The sequence below is a fragment of the Sivoneniella epilithica UHCC 1019 genome, assembly GCF_040830845.1.
Taxonomy (GTDB): domain Bacteria; phylum Cyanobacteriota; class Cyanobacteriia; order Leptolyngbyales; family Leptolyngbyaceae; genus ULC077BIN1.
The window spans coordinates 27,000-50,803 of the sequence record NZ_JBFPDP010000013.1; the positions used below are offsets into that span (position 1 = coordinate 27,000).

General features: G+C 47.4%; 16 protein-coding genes and 1 pseudogene. 7 read left to right on the plus strand and 10 right to left on the minus strand.

The window, feature by feature from the left end:
• Positions 1 to 35 precede the first annotated feature (35 nt).
• Entirely contained in the window at positions 36 to 1,403 is a 1,368-nt protein-coding gene (locus tag AB3R30_RS10260) for a gluconeogenesis factor YvcK family protein (RefSeq protein WP_458649083.1), read from the plus strand.
• 1 nt (position 1,404) lies between these two features.
• Here the strand turns inward: AB3R30_RS10260 and AB3R30_RS10265 are convergent, their stop codons facing one another.
• Positions 1,405 to 2,013, minus strand: coding sequence for a PEP-CTERM sorting domain-containing protein (locus tag AB3R30_RS10265; protein ID WP_458649084.1), 609 nt, complete (start codon positions 2,011 to 2,013; stop codon positions 1,405 to 1,407).
• Between the two features lie 259 nt (positions 2,014 to 2,272).
• Between AB3R30_RS10265 and tsaE the strand changes: the two genes are divergently transcribed.
• Complete coding sequence (gene tsaE / locus AB3R30_RS10270) at positions 2,273 to 2,770, plus strand: tRNA (adenosine(37)-N6)-threonylcarbamoyltransferase complex ATPase subunit type 1 TsaE (RefSeq protein WP_458649085.1); 498 nt, start codon at positions 2,273 to 2,275, stop codon at positions 2,768 to 2,770.
• A gap of 71 nt (positions 2,771 to 2,841) precedes the next feature.
• Here the strand turns inward: tsaE and AB3R30_RS10275 are convergent, their stop codons facing one another.
• Positions 2,842 to 4,194: a dihydroorotase gene (locus AB3R30_RS10275; RefSeq protein WP_458649086.1), complete on the minus strand. Its 1,353-nt coding sequence runs from the start codon at positions 4,192 to 4,194 to the stop codon at positions 2,842 to 2,844.
• Positions 4,195 to 4,247: 53 nt separating this feature from the next.
• On the opposite strand from AB3R30_RS10275, the gene lepB reads away from it, so the two are divergent.
• Entirely contained in the window at positions 4,248 to 4,853 is a 606-nt protein-coding gene (lepB, locus tag AB3R30_RS10280; protein WP_458649087.1) for a signal peptidase I, read from the plus strand.
• On the opposite strand, the gene AB3R30_RS10285 is transcribed toward lepB, so the two are convergent.
• From AB3R30_RS10285 to rpsT, 5 genes and pseudogenes are all read right to left on the minus strand, one after another.
• On the minus strand, positions 4,850 to 5,275 hold the full coding sequence (locus tag AB3R30_RS10285; protein WP_458649088.1) for a (2Fe-2S) ferredoxin domain-containing protein: 426 nt from the start codon (positions 5,273 to 5,275) through the stop codon (positions 4,850 to 4,852). The genes lepB and AB3R30_RS10285 overlap by 4 nt on opposite strands.
• 124 nt (positions 5,276 to 5,399) lie before the next feature.
• Positions 5,400 to 11,390: pseudogene (locus AB3R30_RS10290) on the minus strand (DNA-directed RNA polymerase subunit beta').
• Positions 11,391 to 11,489: 99 nt separating this feature from the next.
• Complete coding sequence (gene rpoB, locus AB3R30_RS10295) at positions 11,490 to 14,783, minus strand: DNA-directed RNA polymerase subunit beta (protein ID WP_458649089.1); 3,294 nt, start codon at positions 14,781 to 14,783, stop codon at positions 11,490 to 11,492.
• 485 nt (positions 14,784 to 15,268) lie between these two features.
• Complete coding sequence (locus AB3R30_RS10300) at positions 15,269 to 16,066, minus strand: TatD family hydrolase (protein WP_458649090.1); 798 nt, start codon at positions 16,064 to 16,066, stop codon at positions 15,269 to 15,271.
• 123 nt (positions 16,067 to 16,189) lie between these two features.
• Positions 16,190 to 16,495 carry a 30S ribosomal protein S20 gene (gene rpsT, locus AB3R30_RS10305; protein ID WP_458649091.1) on the minus strand — a complete coding sequence of 102 codons (306 nt, stop codon included), beginning with the start codon at positions 16,493 to 16,495 and terminating at the stop codon, positions 16,190 to 16,192.
• Between the two features lie 225 nt (positions 16,496 to 16,720).
• On the opposite strand from rpsT, the gene hisD reads away from it, so the two are divergent.
• Positions 16,721 to 18,034 carry a histidinol dehydrogenase gene (hisD, locus tag AB3R30_RS10310; protein ID WP_458649092.1) on the plus strand — a complete coding sequence of 438 codons (1,314 nt, stop codon included), beginning with the start codon at positions 16,721 to 16,723 and terminating at the stop codon, positions 18,032 to 18,034.
• Here hisD and AB3R30_RS10315 read toward each other — a convergent pair.
• Complete coding sequence (locus AB3R30_RS10315; RefSeq protein ID WP_458649093.1) at positions 17,993 to 18,388, minus strand: hypothetical protein; 396 nt, start codon at positions 18,386 to 18,388, stop codon at positions 17,993 to 17,995. The genes hisD and AB3R30_RS10315 overlap by 42 nt on opposite strands.
• A gap of 204 nt (positions 18,389 to 18,592) precedes the next feature.
• On the opposite strand from AB3R30_RS10315, the gene AB3R30_RS10320 reads away from it, so the two are divergent.
• The 3 genes from AB3R30_RS10320 (at position 18,593) to AB3R30_RS10330 (ending at position 21,288) form a co-directional block, all read left to right on the plus strand.
• Positions 18,593 to 19,120, plus strand: a complete 528-nt coding sequence (locus AB3R30_RS10320; protein WP_458649094.1) for an SH3 domain-containing protein — start codon at positions 18,593 to 18,595, stop codon at positions 19,118 to 19,120.
• Positions 19,121 to 19,249: 129 nt separating this feature from the next.
• Positions 19,250 to 20,605 carry an AAA family ATPase gene (locus AB3R30_RS10325; protein WP_458649095.1) on the plus strand — a complete coding sequence of 452 codons (1,356 nt, stop codon included), beginning with the start codon at positions 19,250 to 19,252 and terminating at the stop codon, positions 20,603 to 20,605.
• Complete coding sequence (locus AB3R30_RS10330) at positions 20,605 to 21,288, plus strand: Rho termination factor N-terminal domain-containing protein (protein WP_458649096.1); 684 nt, start codon at positions 20,605 to 20,607, stop codon at positions 21,286 to 21,288. The genes AB3R30_RS10325 and AB3R30_RS10330 overlap by 1 nt, the downstream gene beginning before the upstream one ends.
• Before the next feature lie 21 nt (positions 21,289 to 21,309).
• On the opposite strand, the gene AB3R30_RS10335 is transcribed toward AB3R30_RS10330, so the two are convergent.
• Positions 21,310 to 21,768: an aspartyl protease gene (locus tag AB3R30_RS10335; RefSeq protein ID WP_458649097.1), complete on the minus strand. Its 459-nt coding sequence runs from the start codon at positions 21,766 to 21,768 to the stop codon at positions 21,310 to 21,312.
• A gap of 22 nt (positions 21,769 to 21,790) precedes the next feature.
• Positions 21,791 to 23,704 carry an aminopeptidase P family protein gene (locus tag AB3R30_RS10340; protein WP_458649098.1) on the minus strand — a complete coding sequence of 638 codons (1,914 nt, stop codon included), beginning with the start codon at positions 23,702 to 23,704 and terminating at the stop codon, positions 21,791 to 21,793.
• Positions 23,705 to 23,804: the final 100 nt, after the last annotated feature.

Here is a 23,804-nt window from a genome sequence, read left to right on the forward strand (position 1 = left end):
ACACCTGTTTTTCAGCACCTTCTTTCTAACTAGCAATGACCATTGGCTTATTGAAACAGGCAATCCACGCACTGCGGCACGAATCTATTAGCCGGACTCCAGTTCGTCTAAGTCGGTGGTTCAAGTGGATGGCACCGGGGCTATTTGTCAAACGGTGGCTGCTGCTGAGCGCTGCCGGAGTCTCGCTTGCCACCTTGGGGATTGCCATTTCGATGAAGTGGACTCCTGTATTTCGCACGACTCAGTTTTTTGGCTGGATTTTACAGCAGACAACCGAAATTATTCCAAGCTATGTTAGTGGACCCTTGGTGGTTGGGGGCGGCTTGTTGCTGGTGTGGTGGGGGCAATCGCGAACTTTGGGTGCCATCACCGAAGTGTTAATGCCCAATGGTAATGAAGATCTGATTGATGTGCTGTTGGCGCATCGCCGCTTAAATCGAGGACCCAAAATTGTCGTGGTGGGCGGTGGCACCGGGCTTTCGACTTTGCTGCGTGGGCTAAAACAATACAGCGCGAATATCACCGCGATCGTCACAGTGGCAGATGATGGCGGTTCTTCTGGGCGGTTGCGGCGTGAAATTGGTGTGCTGCCACCGGGTGATATTCGGAACTGTCTAGCAGCGCTAGCAGACGAAGAAAAACTGATGACGGAACTGTTTCAATATCGGTTTCAGGCGGGGGATGGACTGACGGGACATAGCTTTGGCAATTTGTTTCTGACGGCAATGAATGAAATTACGGGAGATCTAGAGCAGGCGATCGCCGCTAGTTCTCGTGTGCTTGCCGTGCGGGGAGAAGTGTTGCCTGCCACTCTGAGCGATGTACGGTTGTGGGCAGATCTAACCGATGGCAGACGGATTGAGGGAGAATCACACATTACCGAAGCCTGTGGCGCGATCGTTCGCGTGGGCTGCACGCCTGAAAATCCACCCGCTTTACCCAGAGCGCTAGTTGCCATTCAGGAAGCAGATTTTATTATTATGGGTCCCGGTAGCCTCTATACCAGTATTATTCCAAACTTGTTGGTGCCCGATATTGCCGACGCGATCGCCCACTCTAAAGCACCGCGTATTTACGTCTGTAACATCATGACCCAAGAAGGTGAAACTCAGGGCTACAGCGTGGGTGATCATATCCAAGCGATCGATCAAGCCTGCGGCAAGCCTTTATTTGAAGCCGTCTTAGTTCAAAAGCAGATGCCAACGGCAAGAGCACTGATTCGCTATGCTCAAGAAAATTCCAACCCGGTGCCCCTCGATCGCGATGTCGTTAGTCGGCTAGGAAGACGAATTATTTTGGCAAATGTAATCGACGAAGAGGAGCATACCGGAGTCGTTCGCCATGATCCTGAAGCATTAGCTCGTGTGCTATTTCGCTGGTTTACAAAGGTTCAAGGCTTGTAGTTTATGGTTTTTTAGTCTTTTTGCGGAACCAAACGCCTACTCCAACCAGCGTTAGACCCAAAACAGTGCTGGGTTCAGGAACGGCGGCACTGCTGGGGGAAGCGCTCCAAGAGCCTGAGCCGAAGGATGGAGTGAGTCCTACGACTGACTGAACCCAAGAACCACCCCAACCCGCAGAATTTTGTTGGTTGCCTTGCAGCGAAAATTGCCGTATGCCTGATCCAACATCTCCAAAAAACCAGGTATCCGCGATGAAAATTCCATAACGGCTGATGACCTGTTGCCCAAGATTTTTGGAGTCCGTGGGCTGCCACCAAGTCACACCAGGGCGATCGCCCAAACTCCAGCTTTTCCCTAGCACCGTTGCCGAAAAATTAGTCAAAGCATTTCTCACCTCAAAGCCAACTGGAGCCGAAATTGGAAGCGTTTGCACAAACGTTAAAGCTTCATCGTCGTAGCTAAACTCACCAGTGCCAACCGGGTTACCAGCAGTATCAAAAAAGCTCAATCCCCAGGTAAGAGTGGCTGCTTGAGTAGGTGCCGTGATGGTGCCAATTCCCACAACTGCGCTAAACGCGATCGCGGCGGTTTTCTGATAGATTTTTTGCATCTGTTTTTCCCTAATTGTCAAAATTGCTAGTAGCGCACCGCTGGGAAACCAACTTACAGAACTGTCAACGTTAGAATTGATGCGTTTAACCTGGAGAAATAGTAAAAAACAGTTCGCAAATTAAAAACGATCGCAGTTGCTCATTATGCTGATTGAAATTGCGATCGCTCTGATTGAACAACTTTCAAAGTGTAACTATTTGTTGTAATAAATCAAGGGTTAGAACTTTCTATTTGCAATTGTTAATAGGTGCTTTACCATGCTTCCTCTAAGCGATTCAGTTGGCTCCAGCCCTATGACTCTCACTAATTTGGATATTCACGCAACCCGCCAAATTGGTAGGCAATTGGGGCAAACTTTGGCAGTGGGAAGCGTATTGCTGCTAGAAGGTGAATTGGGTAGCGGCAAAACCACCTTGGTTCAAGCCATTGGGGAAGGGCTGAACATTCCAGACACCATTGATAGCCCCACGTTTACCTTAGTCAATGAGTATTTTGGGGGACGCTTGCCGCTCTATCACATGGATTTATACCGATTGCAGCCGGACGCAGTTGCCCAACTTTACCCCGATACTTATTGGGATGGAGTAGAAGTAGAACCCGGCATCGTGGCGATCGAATGGGCAGAACGCCTTCCCTATAGACCTGTGGATTATTTGCTGATTCGATTGGCTAGCGACGACGAGCAACGCCAAATGAGCCTAATACCTATGGGAAGTTTTAAGATACCGCACTGGATAGTCAATTTTGAGTTTTGAGTTTTGAGTTAGATTGCGTAGGGTACGTGAACCACAGGCAAGATCACCAATCTCCTGAAACCTGAAACTTGTTAAGTAAATCGCAACGGCTGACCGCGTACAGAGGTGTTTAACTTGCCGTGGTCAAATACAATCTGTCCCCCCACAATCGTCATCACTGCCCAGCCTGTCAGGTTCCACCCTTCAAAGGAACTCCAGCCACATTTGGTTAACTGATCTTCCCGCTGCACGGTGCGATAGGTGTTCAAATCCACTAGCACCAAATCGGCATCATAGCCGATCGCAATCTGCCCTTTATTGGGGATACCATATGCCTTTGCCACAGCGGTAGACATCCAGTTTGCCACCTGTGCCACGGTACAACGTCCTTCCATTGCCTGGGTCAGCAGCAGCGCTAGAGAGGTTTCCACTCCCGGCATTCCGGAGGGCGAGTCGGGGTAAGGTTTCGCTTTTTCTTCGAGAGTATGGGGCGCATGATCGGTGGCGATAAAGTCAATCACGCCATCTAGCAACGCTTGCCAGAGGACTTGATTGTCGTGGGGCGATCGCAAAGGTGGATTCATTTGTGCCCGTGTGCCGATTGTTTCATAGGCGCTGGTATTGAGCAGCAAATGTTGGGGTGTGACTTCGGCAGTCACCCAGGCGGGTTTCTCATGCCGCAATAACTCGGCTTCTTCTGCCGTGGATAGATGCAGGATATGCAATCGTCGCTGATATTTTTTGGAAAGTTTAAGCGCCAGTTGCGTGGCTTCCAAGGCGGCTTGATTGTCCTGAATTTGAGAGTGAATCGCCGGATCGGTGATTCCGGCAAACTGCTGACGGCGATCGCGAATTCTCGCCTGATTTTCAGCATGAACCGCAATTAAGCGATCGCCCTTAGAAAAAATTTGATCTAGCAGCGATTCCTCATCGACTAACAGAGCGCCATGCATTGAACCCATAAAAATTTTAATGCCGCAAGCAGGCATTGCCTCTAGCAAATCGGGTAACATCTCGGCGGTTGCGCCAATAAAAAAGCCATAGTTGACTAAACACTTTTCTGCGGCTCGTTGGAGCTTGTCATCCAGTGCGGCTTGAGTAGTCGTCAACGGGCGCGTATTGGGCATCTCTAAAAACGAGGTCACGCCTCCTTTTGCACAAGCGCAACTGGCGGTAAATAAATCTTCTTTGTACTCCAATCCCGGTTCGCGAAAATGCACCTGTGGATCAATCACTCCTGGCAACAAAGTTAGTCCGGTTGCGTCTATTTCTTTAATCGGTTGATGAGATGCACTCAGTTCGGCAGCATTCAGTTCGGCGGCATTCAGTTCAGCGGCGATCGCCTGAATAGTGCCATTTTGAATATAAACATCTCCCAACACCACGCTGCTATCTGGCTGCACAATCAAAGCATTGTGAATCAGTAAAGGTAAATCTGATGACATGATCTAAGCCGATTTAGATTAGTATTGAACTCTGCATAACCCTTATCTCTACGATGGCTCAAGTGAATAGTAAAGAATCCAGTGACAATAATAATAGTCCCCAACCTCCTAAGGAGATTATTTGGGTCGAAATTCTTAAGACTTTAGGGCTGAGTGCCATTCTGGCGTTTGGTATCCGCACGTTTGTAGCAGAAGCTCGCTATATTCCTTCTAAGTCGATGGTGCCAACGCTTCAGGTAGACGATCGCCTGATTATAGATAAGGTTAGCTACCACTTTAAGCCGCTTCAGCGGGGAGATATTGTGGTTTTCATGCCACCCGATGAAGCTTCCGTTGTGTGTACTACTGGACCGCGATCTCAACGGTCTAAAGATGCTTACATCAAGCGAGTGATTGGTCTACCTGGGGAAAAAATAGAAGTAAAGCAAGGGCTAGTTTTTATTAATGATAGTCCGATCAAAGAAACCTATCTAGATAGCGTTCCTGAATATCAATATGGTCCCAGGGTCGTCCCTCAAGATTCATACTTGGTTTTGGGCGATAACCGTAATAATAGCTGTGATAGTCACTATTGGGGATTTGTGCCCCGTGAAAATATTATTGGTCAGGCGATCGTCCGGTTTTGGCCGCTGAACCGCGTGGGCGAAATTACTCCCTAGATAAGTTTTTTATTAGAGTTTTCAGTAGGCAGCGGATGCACCAAAAATGCATACTCTTGAACGATCTGATTGCCAATGAGGTGTTCTTGGATAATCCGCTCAATCACTGGCGGCGTAGCACTGTGATACCAGACTCCATCTGGGTAGACAACTAAAATCGGTCCTTGCATACAAACCCGCAGGCAGTTAGCTTTAGTCCGAAATATACAGCTTGAGCGAGTATCTGTAGTCTGATCAAGCTTGAGTTCTTTTAATCGATTTTTTAAATAATCCCACGCCACTAAACTGAGTTCTTGGGAGCAACATTTTGGTTTCGTTTGGTCAGCACAAATGAACAAATGCCGTTGAATGTGATCTAGGCTCAAGCTTTTAATACAGGTTGCAAAAGCAGCAGTCAGACAAGGTTCATTTGAAGCAGCCATAAATCCTCAATAGTTGACAACTGATTTGAAACTGAAAAAGTCATCTGCTGAGTAAATTTATCAGCAGATGACCTAAGTTCAAAATAATGGTTCACAAGAGTGAAACAACGTGGAACGGAAAGGATTAGTCTTCTAGATCATCCTCAATGTCCTCTTCATATTCATCATCATCATCAGCAACAACATCTACAGCTTTGCTGCTGATGCTACTACCACCGATGAATTCATCGTCACCATCATCCAAAATGGGTGAAACATAATCGAGTTTAGGGTCAGTCATCCCGAACTCTGGTGCGCCAAAGAGCGTCCGATCTTCAATATCTAACCCATAGGTACGGGCAGTGCGATCGTCGAGAACGACATCTTTCAGATCAGCATCATCGTCGAACATCGCGATGCCCTCATAGGACAAGTCAGGATCGATGCTTCCCACTTCCTCATAAGCATTGAAGCCAGTTCCAGCAGGAATCAGCCGCCCAATAATGACGTTTTCTTTCAAGCCGCGTAGCCAGTCAGATTTACCTTCGATCGCAGCTTCTGTCAAAACCCGTGTCGTTTCTTGGAAACTAGCCGCTGAGATAAAGCTATCGGTGTTGAGCGATGCTTTTGTAATTCCCAGCAATACTGGAGTATATTCGGCTGGGGCACCCCCTGTAATCGACATTGCCTCATTCACCTGCTCTACCTGGTAAAGCTCAACCAGTTCACCCGGAAGCATGGTAGTATCTCCGCCATCATCGACCCGTGCTTTAGAAGTCATTTGCCGGACAACCACTTCAATGTGTTTGTCTGAAATGTCAACACCTTGAGATTGATAAACAGACTGAACCTCACTCACCAGAAAGGTTTGCACTTCTCGTAGGCTACGCAATGCCGAATCATGAACTCCCATGGTTTCACGACTTGCCCGATACATCACCTCTAGCAGTTCATGTGGGTTAGAAGGACCATCAGTCAATCGCTCCCCCGCAGTAACCTGTTGACCATCGGAAACAATCACATTTTGTCCAGGGCTAATGGGATACTCGCGCAGGCTGCCATCTGATTCAACGATTTTGACCTCAATGGAGTCATCGTCAGTATCATAAACAACCTGAGCCGTACCATCTCTTTCAGCGAGAACGCAGGCTTCTCTGGGCTTACGTGCTTCTAAAAGTTCCTCAATTCGAGGAAGACCTTGAATGATATCTCCGGTTTTAGAGCGCTCAAATACTAGGAGGACTAAATGGTCGCCCCGCTGTACCAGGTCACCATGATCGATGTGCAACACGGCTCCAGGTGAAACCCGATAAGGGCGCGCTAACCGCATCGTCAGTTCGGATTCATTGACCTGCACCACCAAACCCGATTCTTCTAGGGCAAAGTTAGGAGCAACTTTGGTTCCCGCCACAACCAAATCTCCAGGGCTAACTGTAGGCTGTCCCTTGGTGTTAATGGTGATCAGATCCGCATCTCGAACCACCAAAATTCGTCGAATTGCCTCTGCTCCTTCGCGAATCCCCCGGACTTCACCCGCTTCTTTACACTGAATTTCAGTACGAGCAACCACTGCACCCGGTGCAATCTGATCGCCATCCTTGACTAATACTCGTGTTTGAGTACTGCCTTGGGTAGGATCTGCCGAAATATCGCGCCGAATGACTAGAGATTCTAAAATAACAAGCTGCAAGCGCAAGCGATCGGGATCGATTTCGTCAGGAACTAATTCTATATCTGCTGCAAGCTGTGGGGCATCTTGATCGATCTCTAGCACCAGTTGAATTTTGAGCAGTTCTAATCCTTCGACAGACTTGACTCGCTCTCCATCCTTGTAAGGCATCCGTTGAATGGCTCTTAGGCGGATAGAACGCCCTGAATCATCATTGGACGATTCTTGGCTGGGAACTGAGGGTTCGTTTGGAACCGTAAATTCCATGATTGGACGGACTAGCATGGCAGGTCCTTCAGGAGTCTCCACGTACTCAACATATTTGAGTTCGTTGATGGTTAACCCTGGCATGATTTCCTGACCGGGATTGGCTAGAATTGCCTCACGAGTAATGATGTCGTCAGGATTATCGACCATGTGTAAGTCGCCTGGTTTGACAACGATTTCCCGGAGAATGTCATTCTTCTGGGTAACTTCAATCACGCCGTTACTTTGGCAGAAGATATCTTTAACAACTTCTGTGCCTGCTTCGACGTATTGTCCATCTTCCACCATTAATAAAGAGATGTCTTTGTTGACTTCGTGGGCTTCTTCGGGAATCCAAATTAGGGTGCCACCTTTAATGACTTCGTATCCTTGCTTGGCTTTCCCGCGTTTGCCTACTTCTACGCCAGAATATTTGATGATGCCGCCTGTTTGGGTGCGGTAGCGATCGTCAATCAGTTCGGCAACTACTTGACCATTTGTTACTTTAGTTCCAGGGGTGGCTTTGAGAGAGAAAGTTTGATTGTGATTGGTTTCAATCAGGTAGTGATCTCGACCTTGGAAACTTTCTGCCCGAATTTGGGCTTGATCGAGCAGCACAGAGGCAGTGATAATTTCAACTTCTCGTCCACCTTTGTTGCCTTCTGGTTCTTGAGGAAGCCGAACAATTCCGCCATGTTCTGTCACTAGCTTTGTTTCGGCAATGACTCCGGCGGCTTGGATAGAGTCCCCGTTTTTGACGATGGGTTCTGCACCGGGTGGCAAGTTGTAGACTTCGCCCGACAAAATCCATAGCAAGCCGCCTCGTTGGGCAATGCGGGTGGTGTTGCCTTGACGATCTTTTTTCTCTTCTGGAACGAGATCTGCAAATTGAACCTCTCCAGCCATATCAGACGCTACGTCTTTTGCGGCTTTTTCGGTTGTTTTGCGCGATCGCCCAGTTAGGGGAACTTCAGCGAGGATATGTCCCGCTTTTACCTTTTGACCATCTTTTACAAGTAGGGTTGCACCTTGCAAGATAGAGAATGCCTGTTGTCCAGCAGATCCTCCGTCCAACACTACTTTAGTATTGGCATCCACGGATTCGACAACGAGGGCATCTTCGCCATGACGGGTGCGGAAGGCACGAGTCCGAAACCGCTTGGGAAATTTAATGGTGCCATCAAAGTTTGCCCGTTCTTGGCGCGCCATTTCACCGGTAAACACACCTCCAGTATGGAAGGTTCTCATAGTCAGTTGAGTTCCGGGTTCCCCAATTGATTGGGCGGCGATGATGCCTACTGCTTCGCCGATGTCTACCATGTGGGCATGGGCAAGGCTCCACCCATAGCAAAGCTGGCAAACCGACCGGGTAGCATCGCAGGTAAGCGGCGATCGCAGCAAAACTTCTTCTACGCCTGCTTGGGCAATCTTCTCCGCATCTTCATCTGAGATTGCTTGATTCCGAGCAATGATGATCTCGCCTGTTTCTGGATGAACAATATCACGGGCGGCAACACGACCCAAAAGACGATTTTTAAGGGGAATCAAGACGCGATCGCCATCAGTCATGCTGGTTAAGGGAATCCCGCGCTGAGTGCCACAGTCAAGTTCCCGAATAATCACGTCCTGGGAAACGTCTACTAAACGACGGGTCAGATAACCAGAGTCGGCGGTTCGTAAGGCGGTATCTACTAAACCTTTTCGCGCCCCATAGGATGAAATAATGTATTCCGTGACGGTCAGCCCTTCTCGGAAGTTGGTCTTAATTGGCAAGTCGATAATTTCACCCTGGGGATTTGCCATCAGACCGCGCATTCCCACCAACTGGCGAACCTGAGAAATATTTCCCCGTGCCCCAGAAAACGCCATCATGTAAACGGAGTTCAGCGGGTTATTGGATTTAAAGTTTTTGACAACCTCATCTTTCAGTTCTTCATTAGTGCCGTTCCAGGTATCAATCACCTTTTGGAATCGTTCCACTTCGGTGATTTCGCCGCGAGTGTATTTTTCTTCAGTTTCTCGAATGGTTTCTTGCGCCGCATCGAGCAATTTGCGCTTGGTTGGCGGCACTTGCAAATCATCCACGCTGATCGACACCCCTGCACGGGTGGCAAACTTAAAGCCCATGTCCTTTACCATGTCTGCCATTTGAGCGGTGCGTGCAGTACCGTAGTTCGTGAATGCCCAAGAAATCAGCTTGGTTAGCTCTTTCTTATTAACGACCTGATTCCGAAAGATGGGTTGTTCGTTGCGCTCTGCCATGTTTAAGTCCGCCTGTGCCATGAACAAAATGTTAAATCTGAAAATAATTAGGGGGCTAGAGATCAAATCCAGCCCCACTAAGCTGTCTTAGCCTGCTAAGGCATCGTGAATGGTTTTATTGAAGATGATGCGTCCTGGCGTGGTGCGAACATATTGGGAAAGCAGATTACCTTCTGCATCAAGCCGCACCCGACGGTGTTTATAGAGCCTAGTGATCAAACCATCAGAGGTTGTTTCTTCCAACACTTCATCGTCGGGTTCGCCGCTGTCTACTTCGCCATCAAAACGCACCCAAACATGGGCATGGAGCGCAACCTGCTTCTGATCGTATGCAACGATCGCGTCTTCCAGGTTATAGAAATAGCGATCGCCGCCGCCTTGAGCCGCAGGGTTTTCTGCGGTGAGGTAATAACAACCCAATACCATATCTTGGCTAGGGGTGATAATGGGGCGACCTGTTGCAGGCGACAAAATATTGTTAGATGCCAGCATCAACAACCGGGCTTCGGCTTGCGCTTCAATGGATAGAGGCACATGCACTGCCATTTGGTCTCCATCAAAGTCAGCGTTAAATGCCGGGCATACTAATGGATGCAGTTGGATTGCTCGACCTTCTACCAAAACGGGTTCAAAGGCTTGAATACCCAAGCGGTGAAGCGTGGGTGCCCGGTTTAACATAACGGGATGCCCTTCAATCACGTCTTCCAACACATCCCATACGGTGGGATCATTGCGCTGGATGAGTTTTTTGGCAGCTTTAATATTGTTGACTAACCCTTGCCGAATCAACCGATGGATGACGAAGGGCTGAAACAACTCGATCGCCATTTCTCTAGGCAAACCGCATTGATGAATCTTCAGCTTTGGACCCACCACAATCACCGATCGCCCGGAGTAATCTACCCGTTTACCCAACAGGTTTTGACGGAAGCGCCCCTGCTTCCCTTCAATGATGTCAGATAGGGATTTAAGCGGACGATTATTTGCACCAACCACTGTGCGACCACGCCGCCCGTTGTCAATCAAAGCATCCACCGCTTCCTGCAACATCCGCTTTTCATTACGGACGATAATTTCAGGGGCTAGAATTTCTTGCAAACGAGCCAAGCGGTTGTTGCGGTTGATCACCCGTCGATACAGATCATTTAAATCAGAGGTAGCGAACCGTCCGCCATCTAGCTGCACCATCGGACGCAAATCAGGCGGAATAACGGGAATCACCGTCAATACCATCCAATCGGTTTGAGAACCCGTCGCAATGAAGTTGTCAATTACCCGTAGCCGTTTGATCAGTTTTGCTCGTTTCTGACCTTTAGAAGTAGCAATTTCTTCCCGCAGTTTTTCGGCTTCTTCTTCTAGATTGATGTCTTGCAACAATTGCTGTAGAGCCTCTGCCCCAATGCCAACCTCAACGCCTGTCAACTGAGAATCTTCGCTATAAAGCTGATCCTCAATTTCGATCCACTGATCTTCAGTCAGAAGTTGCTTGTAGGATAGGTTTTCTGCATTGCCGGGGTTTAGCACCACATAGGCATTAAAGTAAACAATCTGCTCCACATCCCGAAGGGGCATATCTAGCAGAATTGCCATGTAACTTGGAATTCCCTTCAAATACCAAACATGGGCAACGGGAGCCGCTAGTTTGATATAACCCATACGATGACGACGCACACGGGACTCGGTAACTTCCACACCGCAGCGTTCACAGACAATACCGCGATGGCGCACGCGCTTGTATTTGCCGCAATGGCATTCCCAGTCTTTTGCGGGACCAAAAATGCGCTCACAAAACAACCCATCCATTTCGGGCTTGAGTGTTCGATAGTTAATTGTTTCCGGTTTTGTTACTTCACCTACGGCTTGACCGTTAGGGAGAGTTCGTTCTCCCCATTGGCGAATTCTTTCTGGAGATGCCAGACCAATTTTTACGTAGTCAAACCTCTGCTCTAGCTTCGGCATCGGGCGTTATTCCTTATTAAGATCGGGGTATAGCAAGAAAGTTGTAGAAGGGAGATGGGAAGAAGTGCGATCGCGCCTTCTCCCCATCCTGTAGCATTATTATTCGTCGCTATCGTCCATTTCATCCCTAGAAATAGATTCATAGGTGGGTCGAGAGGGCGCTCGCCGAGTGCTTACATCTGCCATCAGATCCACCTCAGAATCACGACTGGTGCCGTCCTCACGAGTATCCAGCTTGTGTACAGCTACATCCAAACAAAGGGATTGAAGCTCACGCATCAATACTTTGAAAGACTCTGGAGTTCCAGGGCGTGGAATCGCTTTGCCTTTGACGATCGCATTCAGCGCTTCGTTGCGTCCCTGCATATCGTCTGACTTGACGGTGAGAAGCTCTTGCAGAATGTAAGCCGCTCCAAAGGCTTCCAATGCCCACACTTCCATCTCTCCAAACCTCTGTCCACCCTGTTGAGCTTTACCACCCAGCGGTTGCTGCGTCACTAGCGAGTAAGGTCCAGTCGAACGAGCGTGAATCTTGTCATCCACTAAGTGAACCAATTTCAGCATGTATGCCATACCAATGGTGACAGCACGATCAAAAGGTTCCCCAGTCCGACCATCATAGGTTTGGATTTTACCGGGATCTTCGGAATTAAATACCCAGTCTGCACCCTGATGATCCGCTCCTTCTTGAAGTTTAGAATGAACAGTTTCACGCGATTTTTCTTCCCCGTGCATTTCATCAAAGGGGATCACCTTAAAGCGCACCCCCAAGTTTTCCGCTGCCCAACCCAAAAGGCATTCATAAACCTGACCGACGTTCATCCGCGAAGGCACACCCAGCGGATTTAGCACAATGTCAATTGGAGTGCCATCAGGCAAGTAAGGCATGTCTTCAATGGGTAAAATGCGAGAAATAATCCCTTTGTTGCCATGACGGCCCGCCATCTTATCGCCCACTTGAATCTTGCGTTTTTGAGCAACATAGACGCGAACGACCATGTTTGCACCGGGCGGCAGTTCGTCTCCCTGCTCTCGTGTAAACACCCGCACATCAACAACGCGACCTTTTTCACCGTTGGGAACCCGCAGGGAGTTATCCCGCACATCTCTCGCTTTTTCGCCAAAAATTGCCCGCAACAGCTTTTCTTCGGGAGGCTGGTCGGATTCCCCTTTAGGAGTCACCTTACCGACCAAAATGTCGCTTTGCTGCACCCAGGCACCAATACGAATAATGCCAGTTTCATCTAGCTGACGTAGGGCATCCTCACCCACGTTGGGAATTTCACGGGTGATTTCTTCAGGTCCCAGCTTGGTTTGACGTGCTTCAATCTCATACTTTTCAATATGGATTGAGGTATAAATATCGTTGAAGACTAAACGCTCACTGATAAGGATGGCATCTTCGTAGTTGTAGCCTTCCCAAGGCATATAGGCAACGAGGATATTTTGCCCGAGCGCTAATTCACCGGATTCGGTCGCTGAACCATCTGCCAGAATTTGTCCAGCAATCACGCGATCGCCCAAGAATACAATCGGACGCTGATTTAGACAGGTATCCTGGTTAGACCGCTGATATTTTTGAACTTGATAGTCGATTTCTCGACCTTGGGGATCGCGGACTCGGATGCGATCGGCTGAGACAAAGATCACTTCCCCGTCAGTGCGGCTGACAATTACCATGCCCGAATCTCTCGCGGCTTGAGCTTCTAAGCCCGTTCCGACCAAAGGACGCTCAGGACGCAGCAAGGGCACTGCTTGACGCTGCATGTTTGATCCCATCAGCGCCCGGTTGGCATCATCATGTTCCAAAAAAGGAATTAATGAAGTCGCAACAGAGATGATTTGTACGGGAGAAACGGCAACATAATCAATTTCATCCGGAGTGGCTGTCGTGAACTCTTGACGATAACGAATCGGAACCTCATCGCCCAGAATTAATCCAGTTTCATCCATTGGCACATCGCCCGCCGCAACGCGCAGATCGTCTTCCTCATCCGCTGTCATGTAAGCCGCTGCGATATCACGGCACACCCGTCCATTTTCAACTTTGCAAAAAGGCGTTTCGATAAACCCGTAGGCGTTGACTCGCGCATGGGTTGCCAAAGAACCAATCAAGCCAGCGTTGGGACCTTCAGGGGTTTCAATAGGACAGATGCGCCCATAGTGAGAGGGATGAATATCTCGAACTGCAAACCCAGCACGTTCACGGGTTAAGCCACCCGGACCGAGGGCGCTCAATCGCCGCTTGTGGGTCAATTCTGCTAAGGGGTTCGTCTGATCCATAAACTGCGACAGTTGAGAGGAGCCAAAAAACTCCTTGATTGCTGCCACTAATGGTTTTGGATTGACTAAGGATGCTGGGGTCAATGAATCCGCATCGGAAACAGTCATGCGTTCTCGGATAATCCGCTCCAAACGGTTTAGTCCAACCCGCACCTGATTTTGTAGAAGTTCACCGACCGAACGGACTCGTCGATTGCCGAGGTGATCAATATCGTCAATTGTGCCAATATCAAATTCTAGGTTGATTAGATAGTCGATCGCCGAAAGAATATCTTGTGGCGTTAATACCCGCATCACTTCAGGAACATTCAAACGCAGTTTCCGATTCAGCTTATACCGCCCAACTTTTCCTAAATCGTATCGTTTCGGGTCGAAGAAGCGAGAATCAAGCAGTTGCTGACCACCGGAAACCGTGGGAGGCTCACCGGGGCGCAGTTTCCGATACAATTCCATCAAGGCTTCTTCTTCGCCGTATTGTCCTTCTTTATCAATCGTTTTCTGAAAATATTCAGGATGGCGCAATGCGTCAAAGATTTCACCATCGCTAAGACCCAAAGCCTTTAAGAGGACTTGGGCAGAGAGCTTACGGGTTTTGTCAATCCGAACCCACACCAAATCATTTTTGTCGGTTTCAAACTTCAGCCAAGCGCCCCGGTTGGGAATCAGACTAGCATTATAGGTACGTCGTCCGTTTTTGTCTGTTTCAGACTTGTAGTAAACTCCAGGACTACGAACAATCTGATTGACAATAACGCGCTCTGCCCCGTTGATAATGAAGGTGCCGCGATCGGTCATCAGTGGCAAATCGCCAATGAATACTTCCTGTTCCTTGATCTCTCCAGTTTCTTTGTTAATCAAACGAGTGGGGACATACATTTGAACGGCGTAGGTACTATCCCGTCGCTTCGCCTCATCAACATCGTATTTAGGTCGTTTTAGCTTATAGTCCTTGCCAACGAAGTGAAGCTCTAACTTCCCGGTATAGTCTGTAATCGGAGAAAAACTGTCTAATTCTTCAATCAAACCTTCTTCAAGAAACCAGCGGAAGCTCTCCCGCTGAATTTCAACTAAATCCGGTAAGGTGAAAGCGGGCGTGTTGTATTCAGTCATGCGTTGTCTTCAGAAGGGGTGTGCCCAGCGCGAGTGATGGATTATAGATGATTGCTCATCAAAAAGTCAATAGTCAGATAAATTTGACTACTCGTTTGCGATCGCTCTTTAGAGAACAAAACTAGGAAAACCAAAGATATAAATGTTCAAATATCTCAAATATTTTGAAGCTGCTACAAAATTCATGTGATTGAACCGTTGACTTGTAGAAACTATTTGACCGTTTGGCTAAATGTGTTTGAAATGTGATATGCCTCTACAAAAAAAATGTAGATGCAGACAAACAAGAAGCCTTTGAAAAACGAAGGGGCATGACTACCCAATGTAGAGATTGCTTCAAGGGTTTCCCACTGTTTCTATATTAATATTTCCTTTCATTATGCCGTGATTTTGTAAGAAGTGGGAATTAAATAGCAAAAATATGTAATGTCGTCAACCGAGTAAAACGAAAGTTGTTGGAATTTTAGTAGAGATCTTCAAGTTAACTAGTTAAAGCTGCCCAGGGGGGGTAGGCGGAACAGTTTACAGGCGTTTTTGGTTGTTTGAGCAGCAAGCTGATCCATTGAAAGATTGCGTAAGATGGCAACTTGCTCAGCAACATGTTGCACATGAGCCGGCTCATTGCGTTTTCCTCTGTAAGGAATAGGGGCTAAGAAGGGACAATCGGTTTCAACGAGTATGCGATCGCTGGGCACCATTTGAGCAGACTCATGAATTTGAGTTGCTTTTTTAAAGGTGACCGTGCCGCTAAAGCTAATGAAAAAGCCTAAATCCAAAAACCACTGAGTTTCTTCAGGTGTTCCTCCCCAGCAATGCATTACGCCTCGAACGGCACCGTGTTGCTCCCAAAAGGTGCGGAGATGGTCAGCCATTACTGCGGCTGCATCGCGACAGTGAATGATGACGGGTAAATCTAGCCGTTGCGCGATCTCCAACTGTTGGTTGAACGCTTGGAGTTGCTGCTCTAAATCTTGAGCCTTAAAAAAGTCTAAGCCTGTTTCCCCAATCGCTACCACCCGTCGATCAGAACTTGCTAACTGAAAAATCTCGTCAGCCCTCTGATCAGTCCACTTACCTTCTACATCTAAAGGATGCAAGCCGACTGCAAAAAATACTTCGGGGAAGCGGTCTGCAATTGCCTGAATACTCTTGAATTCTGATGGCTCCACACAAGAGTGGACGAGATAGGCAATGCTAGCTGCTCGCCAACGCTTGGCTACCTCATCTAAATCTTGCTGGAACGTCTCGAAATTAATGTGAACATGAGTGTCAACAAGTTGCATTAGAAGACAGCCAGACAGGTCAAAACTAATTTCGATTTAGGTTTAAGCTAGGACAATTTATTAAATAACTCAAAAACTTAGGTAGCTCTAACCTACTAAGTCCACTTTGGATATTAAAAAACGTCAAGACACAGTTGATGAATTGGGTTCAAGCCCCTTAACTGCCCGCATCAAGCGAGATTTTTTACGGGCTGCCGTATTCGAGTGCAATGCCCCTCTTTTCACTGCTTTGTCAATATGACTGTAAGCAGAGGCTAAACTTGCCTGAACTGCTTGCTCAGATTCGGGTGTTGGGCTTGCAGCATGACTACTCACAGCAGCAAAGCATTTTTTCACGAATGTCTTAACAGAAGACTTATAGCTTTTGTTCCGAAGCCGATTGCGCTCAGCAATTTCTACGCGCTTGATGGCAGACTTGATGTTAGCCACAGTAAATCCTAAAAACTCTACTACCTATCGAAACACTATCAGAAAAATCTGATAAATACTCGAAGAATAACTATAACATCTCCTGTGTTCAACAGCCCAATCTCCTAAAAATCCAGGTTAAGCTAGAGTAACGAGGATGGGCGCATCTGTTTTCTGACTGTAATGATAGAACTTTCAGAAATCTGTTCTCGCCAGACAACTTTTTAAGATGGCATTCCGACTTCCATGCTGCGAATTATTACTCAGCGAACCGAGGCACGATCTGAACTACGGCGTATCTGTGACCGCACTCACGATGACCAGGTTACTCACAAAGAGTCAACGGTGCGAGAAGTGCTTCAAGCAGTGAAACGGCAGGGCGATCGCGCCCTACTGCATTACACTTCAGAGTTTGATCGTCGGGATTTGAAATCTGATGACTTGCGGGTGAGCGGCTCAGAGCTAGATGCTGCTTACCAACAGGTTCCTAAAGAATTGCTAGATGCCATTCAGCTTGCGTGTCGGCAAGTGGAAGCCTTTCATCGTCAGCGGGTTCCAAAAAGCTGGGTGCATTTTGGTGAGAATGAAGTAGTGCTAGGGAAACGCTATACCCCAGTTGACCGTGCGGGTATTTATGTTCCGGGGGGGCAGGCTTCTTATCCCAGTACGGTGATTATGAATGCCATTCCTGCCAAGGTTGCCAAGGTGCCTCGAATTATCATGGTTACCCCTCCAGGCAGTGCGGAGAATGGGATTAGTCCAGCCGTATTGGTTGCAGCCCAAGAGGCAGGAGTTGAGGAAATTTATCGAGTTGGAGGGGCGCAGGCGATCGCGGCGCTTGCCTATGGCACTGAAACGATTCCAAAAGTCGATATCATTACTGGTCCTGGCAACATTTATGTGACGTTGGCGAAAAAACTAGTCTATGGCACTGTGGGGATCGATTCTTTGGCAGGTCCATCGGAAGTGTTGATCATTGCGGATAAAAGCGCCAATCCGGTTTATGTGGCGGCGGATATGCTGGCGCAGGCGGAACACGATCAAATGGCAGCCTCTATCCTGTTAACAGATGATTCGGTGCTAGCCCGAAAAGTTGTGGATGAAGTGGAACGGCAGTTAGTTGATCATCCACGTCGTCTATTAACGGAAAAAGCGATCGCGCATTATGGCTTAGTCGTAGTGGTGGAATCCTTAGAGGTGGCAGCCGAGCTATCGAATGAATTTGCGCCCGAACATTTGGAACTTGAAGTGGTTGATCCCTGGGGCTTGCTCGATAAAATTCGTCACGCTGGTGCAATTTTCTTAGGATCTTCTACCCCAGAAGCGGTTGGGGATTACCTGGCGGGTCCAAATCACACCCTACCGACTTCTGGCGCGGCGCGATATGCCTCTGCGCTAACCGTGGAGACGTTTCTAAAGCATTCCAGCTTGGTGCAGTATTCGCAAACCGCACTGGAAAAAGTTGCTGGAGCGATCGAGGCTTTGGCATTGGCAGAGGGGCTACATTCCCATGCTGAATCAGTTCGTTTGCGGATGCGTGGCAACCAAGAATTGCCGTAAGCGTAAAAGGCTCAGGGTTTGCCCTAAGTTGAGCGGCAAGAGAGAAATTCCCTCAATTCGGGATTGCACCCAGCCTTCGCCCCAATGCCATTCATGAAAGCCATCAATCCCCTGACTCAATAGGAGCCGTAAGCTGTTGGTTTCCACTTGAACCACTTGATGCTGGATTGCGATCGGACCCAACCAACTGGTAAAGGTTAATCCTGCTGTCAATTCTTCTGGTAACCCGGAGGAAAGCCGCTGTGGGGAAAGCCATGTCTGCAAACTTGCTGTCTGAAGCAAGCCTTGTCGTAATGCTTGCTCGGTAGCAGGAACTTCGATGCGGAGGCTGCTGTGTTGAAAGATGCCAAACATGGTGAGTTTTAACTTGTGGATTTAATAGAGCGTGTGCTTTCAGTATGCCAGATGCGTTTTTATCTGGGGATTGGATTTTGGCTGGGCTTAGTTTTGAAAAAATTAGGTTGACTTTTTGAAAAAATTAGGTTTCTTTTTGGAAAAATCTCAGAACGACTTGAAGTAAAAAATAGTCCCCTTTACTCATTTCAAAAGGTCGTTACTATGAAACCCCTTGCCGTTTTGCTCTCTGCTGTTACCGCTAGCGTCGCTGTCTTAGGTGTTGCTTTGCCTTCGTTTGCTCGTCCTGCCACGTTAGTTGCTCAAGAGTCTGGAAGCCGAATTAATGTTCGCTCTGCGCCAACGATCGCGTCATCTCGTGCCCACTATGGTTTAGCTGGCGATCGCGTGGAAGTGATGCGCTCAACACGGGGCAGCGATCGCGCCATGTGGAACTATATCCAGTTTTCTTCGGGTGCGAAAGGATGGGTGCGCGGCGATTTTGTTATGTATAAGCAAGGGCAGGCGGAGTATGGTGTGTTGGCAGGTAAGGCAGGCGATCGGATTAACGTCCGCGCCAATCCATCTACTTCAGCCACGTCTCCTCACTACGGCGTACAAGGCGATGTGGTGCAACTGCTGAACCAAAAAAATACCAACGACGGCTATGTTTGGCACTTTGTTCAGTTTCCCTCTGGTGCAAAAGGTTGGGTTCGCAGCGACCTGATTAGCCGCATGGATGTCGGTTGTTAAGCTTGCAAGAAATAGATTTCAAGCTTTCGTAAAGCTCCGGATAGAGAAAGTTTTAATCAGAGTTAGTAAGTAGCTGCTGGTGGGCACTCTGTAGAGAATAACCAGAGGCGGTACTTTACAAACATGCTTATGACATCCACCAGTCTCCAAGGAGCTTTACAAAGTCTTCCAGACTATGCTCAAGAAGCAATTGTCAGCCATCAATTTATAGCTTCCTCCGTTATCAAAGCATTAGGCTTCGAGCAAGGTGAAGTTTATCCAGAATTTAATACGGGTGATGGCTCAGTAGATTATGCAGTAAGAAAAACGATAGAAAGTGACATTTTTGTTATAACAGGCTCCAGTCCTTACTTGTTCATAGAATTGAAAGGACGAGATGTCAGTTTAAAAGAGGATTCGCCAAGCTATGAAAGAACTGTTAAGCAGTTAAAGAAGTACTTACATGCTCCAAATTCTAAAACTGTCGAATGGGGAATTATTACAAACTCTATTCACATTCAGTTATTTCGTAAACATGGAAAAGTTATTTATCCAGCAACGCCTTGCCTTGAAATTACCTTGGATAATATTGATGAAATTGTTGCCAATATTCGACGAAAAATTGAGCATCCAAGTAGAGCTTTAACCGTAGCTATTTATAACAATAAAGGTGGAGTTGGCAAGACAACTACGACTATTAATTTAGCGGCTGTTCTAAAGGGTGAGACAAAGAAGAAAATTTTAGTTGTAGACTTTGATCCCCATCAACAAGACTTGACTAATTCTTTAGGTCTTTCACCATGTGATGGTGATGTTTATACAGCACTGACTAATCGAAATTCAGATATTTGTTCTTCCATTCAAAACTATATTGTGACTCGCCGAGATAAGAAATTTGATTTTTTTGATGTTATTCCAGCAGACAAAAAGCTGATTGGTCTCAGTACTAGCAACAGTGATGTAGTTAAGCTACGCCAGCAATTAGTTTTAGGAATGGAAACTCTCCGTCAAAAACTAGAATCTTTAACTTCTTTATATGATTATATTTTGATTGACTCTCCTCCTAATTGGCAGGTTTTTAGTGAGCTTGCTGTTCATGCTGCGGATGTTGTTCTCATTCCAACAAAACATGATGATATTTCCTCTCTTCGTAATGCAGCACTCGCTATTAAACAATTCATCCCAGAAGCTCAACAAAAGAGAAGTGATGGTTCTCCTATTGCTTTGCCAATCTTCTTTAATGGTGGAAAACCTTCAACGAAACAGAAAGAAATAGCACGCAAAGCAATTGAGGATATTATCAAGCAGGCGAAGAGTGAAGGATTTAATAATCTACGGGCATATTTTTACCCAAAGTATACTACTGCTAGGAGAAACGAAGATATTTTTGAAGTGTCTAGCCATGCAAATATAGCGAGTGCAGCTTTCTCTCAAATTCCTGCTGCTTATCAGAATAGAACAGCTCATGAATATTATTTGAACCTAGCTAAGGAGTATTTTTTGTAATGAGCACTCTAACAGATGTTGGAAATCTTATGTACCTTTACTTGGACGAAATTGAACCAGGTGAAGGAACAGATGCATCAGAATTCTTGATTAGGGCAAGTGCAAACTTGTTAAATCAACGTGGAGAACGTAACTGGATTCCAGTAATTGTCAGGGAAATTGATAAGAGTCGATATGAAGTGATTGGCAACTCATTTATTTATGCAGTTGCAGAAGAAGCTGGTCTGGAGCGCATTTGGTGCATTATCGCTGATGACAGTGAAGCAACGGCTGAAATTAGTAAAGTTCTAGCCCGTGAAGTTACTCCTAAAGTAAATCTTTCATTAGCATCTAGAGATGAAATCGTGGCAACTTTAGAATATTTGATTGAACAGCCTGGTAGTCCAATTAAAAGCGTAAAGCTTGCAGTTGCTGCTAATCGAATTGAGGAAGCTCCTCGTCAGTATTGGAAAACATTCGAGCCAATCGTTGCGCTCAAATGTGGAATTACTAAAGGAAAGAAACTTGATACTTTAAAGCAAGTTTTTTACCTTACGCCGCAACCGATGCCTGAAGTTATTAAAGATTCTTCTATTCTGGAAACTTTGACAGCCGCAGAGTTAAAGGCAATGGCAAAAAAACGAGGTTTAACTGGCTATACTAAGTTTAAAAAACCAGAATTAGTTGAATTGCTTAGCCAGTAGTGAACATTAGTATCCTTTTTGTTACAACACACTCAGGTAAGTCTGCTCGGCATTCATCGGTAGTAGTCGAAGGCGGCGATTTTTGAGGTCGGGTTCTAGTCCTAAAACTTCCATTGGGATGACTCCAAGGAGCGCGTAGGAAACCTCGGTGAGTTCCAGGCAATCGAAGGTGCCGTGACGATCGCTAATACACAAATCGACTCCACGAAAAATCCGACCCATTTTCACGCCTGCGGTAGTTTCAACGCTGGCTTCTCCCCCTTGTACCAAGCCCAACTGCTGGATAACTTCGGCTGGCAAGCATAGCAGCGTTGCGCCTGTGTCAACTAGCACATTATCCAACTTGCGAGAGCGAACTTCTTCAACTGGAATGAACTTGCGATCGCTCATTACCTGATCAACCCAGTTCGTCACAGTCATCGTAATAGTCACTTGTCCCATTTGGTTGCTCGATAGATTAGGAAGTATTAATCCAGTCATTTTCGCTCCTAAGATTAGGGAATTAAAGATTGCAAGTTTGTTTGAGCCAGTCGGCATCGGTGGGGCTGAGGGTGGGGGTGAGTTTGGCGAGAATGGTTTGGTAATAGCAATCTAGCCAGGTGCGTTGGCGATCGCTGAGCCGGGTGAGGTCGATTAGGCGGTTGTCGAAGGGGATGTAGGTAAGGGACTCGAAGCCATACCAGGGTATTTTGGCTGCGTCGGAGTTATCCTTTGCGGCTTGGGGCACTTCCACGATCGCATATAAATTTTCGATACGAATGCCACCCCAGCCGGGTTGATAAAATCCGGGTTCAATACTGGTGATCATGCCCGGTTCCAGAGTTTGGCTAACTCGCTTGCTGATGCCGTTAGGTCCTTCATGGACGTTGAGAAATGCGCCAACCCCGTGCCCGGTGCCATGTCCATAATCTAATCCGGCGTGCCATAAGGTCGATCGCGTAATTCCGTCTAGTTGCGCTCCGGTGGTGCCTTTAGGAAACTGTTGCATAGCGCAATTAATGTGAGCTTTCAGCACTTCGGTATAGCGTTCAATTTGGTCTGGAGTGGGGATGCCGACGGCAAAGGTACGAGTATCATCCGTGGTGCCAGCGGCATATTGAGCGCCAGAATCGAGCAATAATAACTCTCCTGCTTGCAACACCTTTTCGGGGTTGGGAGTGCCGTAATGAACGATGGAACTGTTGCTGCCGCTGCCTGCGATTGTGTTAAAACTCAAACCTTGAAAATCTGACTCTTCCTGATAAAAGCCTTCAATCGTGGCAGCAACATCCGCTTCAGTCAATTGGTTTCCGGCTGCAAGCTGATCCAACAGCCATTTCATGGTGCGAGTTTTGGCACGACTGGCTTTCAGGTTTGCCTGCTGCATCTGCGCGATTTCAGTGGCATTTTTCCGCGCTTTCATCGCCTCAACTGGGTTTGCCGTTTCCACAATTTTGCAGCGAGTTTGCCTTGGGGCTGGCTTCAAAATCTGGTAGGTGCCCATGGTGATGTGCTTGGGATCAATTAGTACTCGGCTATTGGGAGTCAGCAGCGATCGCAGAGTGGGCACATACTCGTTGTAGGGCAATAGCGTCAGATGGTGGGTAAGTTGTTGCTGCAAAGCGGGTTCAATCCGATGTTCGTTGGTGAACAAAAACGCCTGCTCAAGGGTGACGATCGCGTAGGCAATGAAAACCGGATTGTAGGAAACATCCCAACCGCGTAAGTTAAACAGCCACGCAATTTGATCCAGTTTGGTCAACGGTAAAATCTGGGTGTTTGCCTTTTCCAGCTTTTCACGAGTGCGCGTCAGCTTTTGGGCGATCGCTTCTCCCGTTTGTTCATCCGACAGCGAAAACAGCGGCGAATCGGCATAGGCAGGCAATATTTCGGTTCCCCAAGGATGCTGCGATCTCAAGTGATCAACTAGGTTAGCGGCGATCGGCACCAGCACCACGCCCCAAGGTTCCACTTTTTTATAAAACTCGCGAAATTGACTCACTGACAGCGTAAATGGGTCGTAACCTAGCCGAAGTTCTTTGCCTGATTTAGCCGCCTCACGCCCCAACTCCTCGACTACTTCTTCCAGGGTTTTGTGATCATCCAATCCCACCTTTGACACTTGAATCAGGTCGGTATCGACTTCCAACCCGGCTTGCTCGTAATAGCGCGAATCGACAAACACCCACGCTTGAGTCTGTCCCACCAAAAAATCGCCAGATGATCCCGTAAACCCGCTGATCCATTTGCGCCGCTGTTTAATCTCTGGCAAATATTCATTCAAATGCTCATCTGCTGAAGGGATCAGGTAAGCATCCAACCCATGATCGGCGAACCGCGATCGCAACACCGCTAATTTTGCTGCAACGGTAGTAGTTTGGTCGGTCGTTTGGTCGGTCGTCTGTGTTGGAGCTTGCAACAAATCAATAGGAGTCATGAGTAGGTATTAGGTGTGGGTGGATGAGAAAAGAAATGATGGGGTGAAAAATTTTGAGTATTGGATTGACTCCTCTAGCCTGCAACCCTTGGTCGATAGT

What these genes read in the sequence shown, in the direction of transcription:
- AB3R30_RS10260 (WP_458649083.1), top strand. Translation starts at nt 36, where the DNA reads ATGACCATTGGCTTATTGAAACAGGCAATCCACGCACTGCGGCACGAA.
- AB3R30_RS10265 (WP_458649084.1), bottom strand. Translation starts at nt 2,013, where the DNA reads ATGCAAAAAATCTATCAGAAAACCGCCGCGATCGCGTTTAGCGCAGTT.
- tsaE (WP_458649085.1), top strand. Translation starts at nt 2,273, where the DNA reads ATGCTTCCTCTAAGCGATTCAGTTGGCTCCAGCCCTATGACTCTCACT.
- AB3R30_RS10275 (WP_458649086.1), bottom strand. Translation starts at nt 4,194, where the DNA reads ATGTCATCAGATTTACCTTTACTGATTCACAATGCTTTGATTGTGCAG.
- lepB (WP_458649087.1), top strand. Translation starts at nt 4,248, where the DNA reads ATGGCTCAAGTGAATAGTAAAGAATCCAGTGACAATAATAATAGTCCC.
- AB3R30_RS10285 (WP_458649088.1), bottom strand. Translation starts at nt 5,275, where the DNA reads ATGGCTGCTTCAAATGAACCTTGTCTGACTGCTGCTTTTGCAACCTGT.
- rpoB (WP_458649089.1), bottom strand. Translation starts at nt 14,783, where the DNA reads ATGACTGAATACAACACGCCCGCTTTCACCTTACCGGATTTAGTTGAA.
- AB3R30_RS10300 (WP_458649090.1), bottom strand. Translation starts at nt 16,066, where the DNA reads ATGCAACTTGTTGACACTCATGTTCACATTAATTTCGAGACGTTCCAG.
- hisD (WP_458649092.1), top strand. Translation starts at nt 16,721, where the DNA reads ATGCTGCGAATTATTACTCAGCGAACCGAGGCACGATCTGAACTACGG.
- AB3R30_RS10315 (WP_458649093.1), bottom strand. Translation starts at nt 18,388, where the DNA reads ATGTTTGGCATCTTTCAACACAGCAGCCTCCGCATCGAAGTTCCTGCT.
- AB3R30_RS10320 (WP_458649094.1), top strand. Translation starts at nt 18,593, where the DNA reads ATGAAACCCCTTGCCGTTTTGCTCTCTGCTGTTACCGCTAGCGTCGCT.
- AB3R30_RS10325 (WP_458649095.1), top strand. Translation starts at nt 19,250, where the DNA reads ATGACATCCACCAGTCTCCAAGGAGCTTTACAAAGTCTTCCAGACTAT.
- AB3R30_RS10330 (WP_458649096.1), top strand. Translation starts at nt 20,605, where the DNA reads ATGAGCACTCTAACAGATGTTGGAAATCTTATGTACCTTTACTTGGAC.
- AB3R30_RS10335 (WP_458649097.1), bottom strand. Translation starts at nt 21,768, where the DNA reads ATGACTGGATTAATACTTCCTAATCTATCGAGCAACCAAATGGGACAA.
- AB3R30_RS10340 (WP_458649098.1), bottom strand. Translation starts at nt 23,704, where the DNA reads ATGACTCCTATTGATTTGTTGCAAGCTCCAACACAGACGACCGACCAA.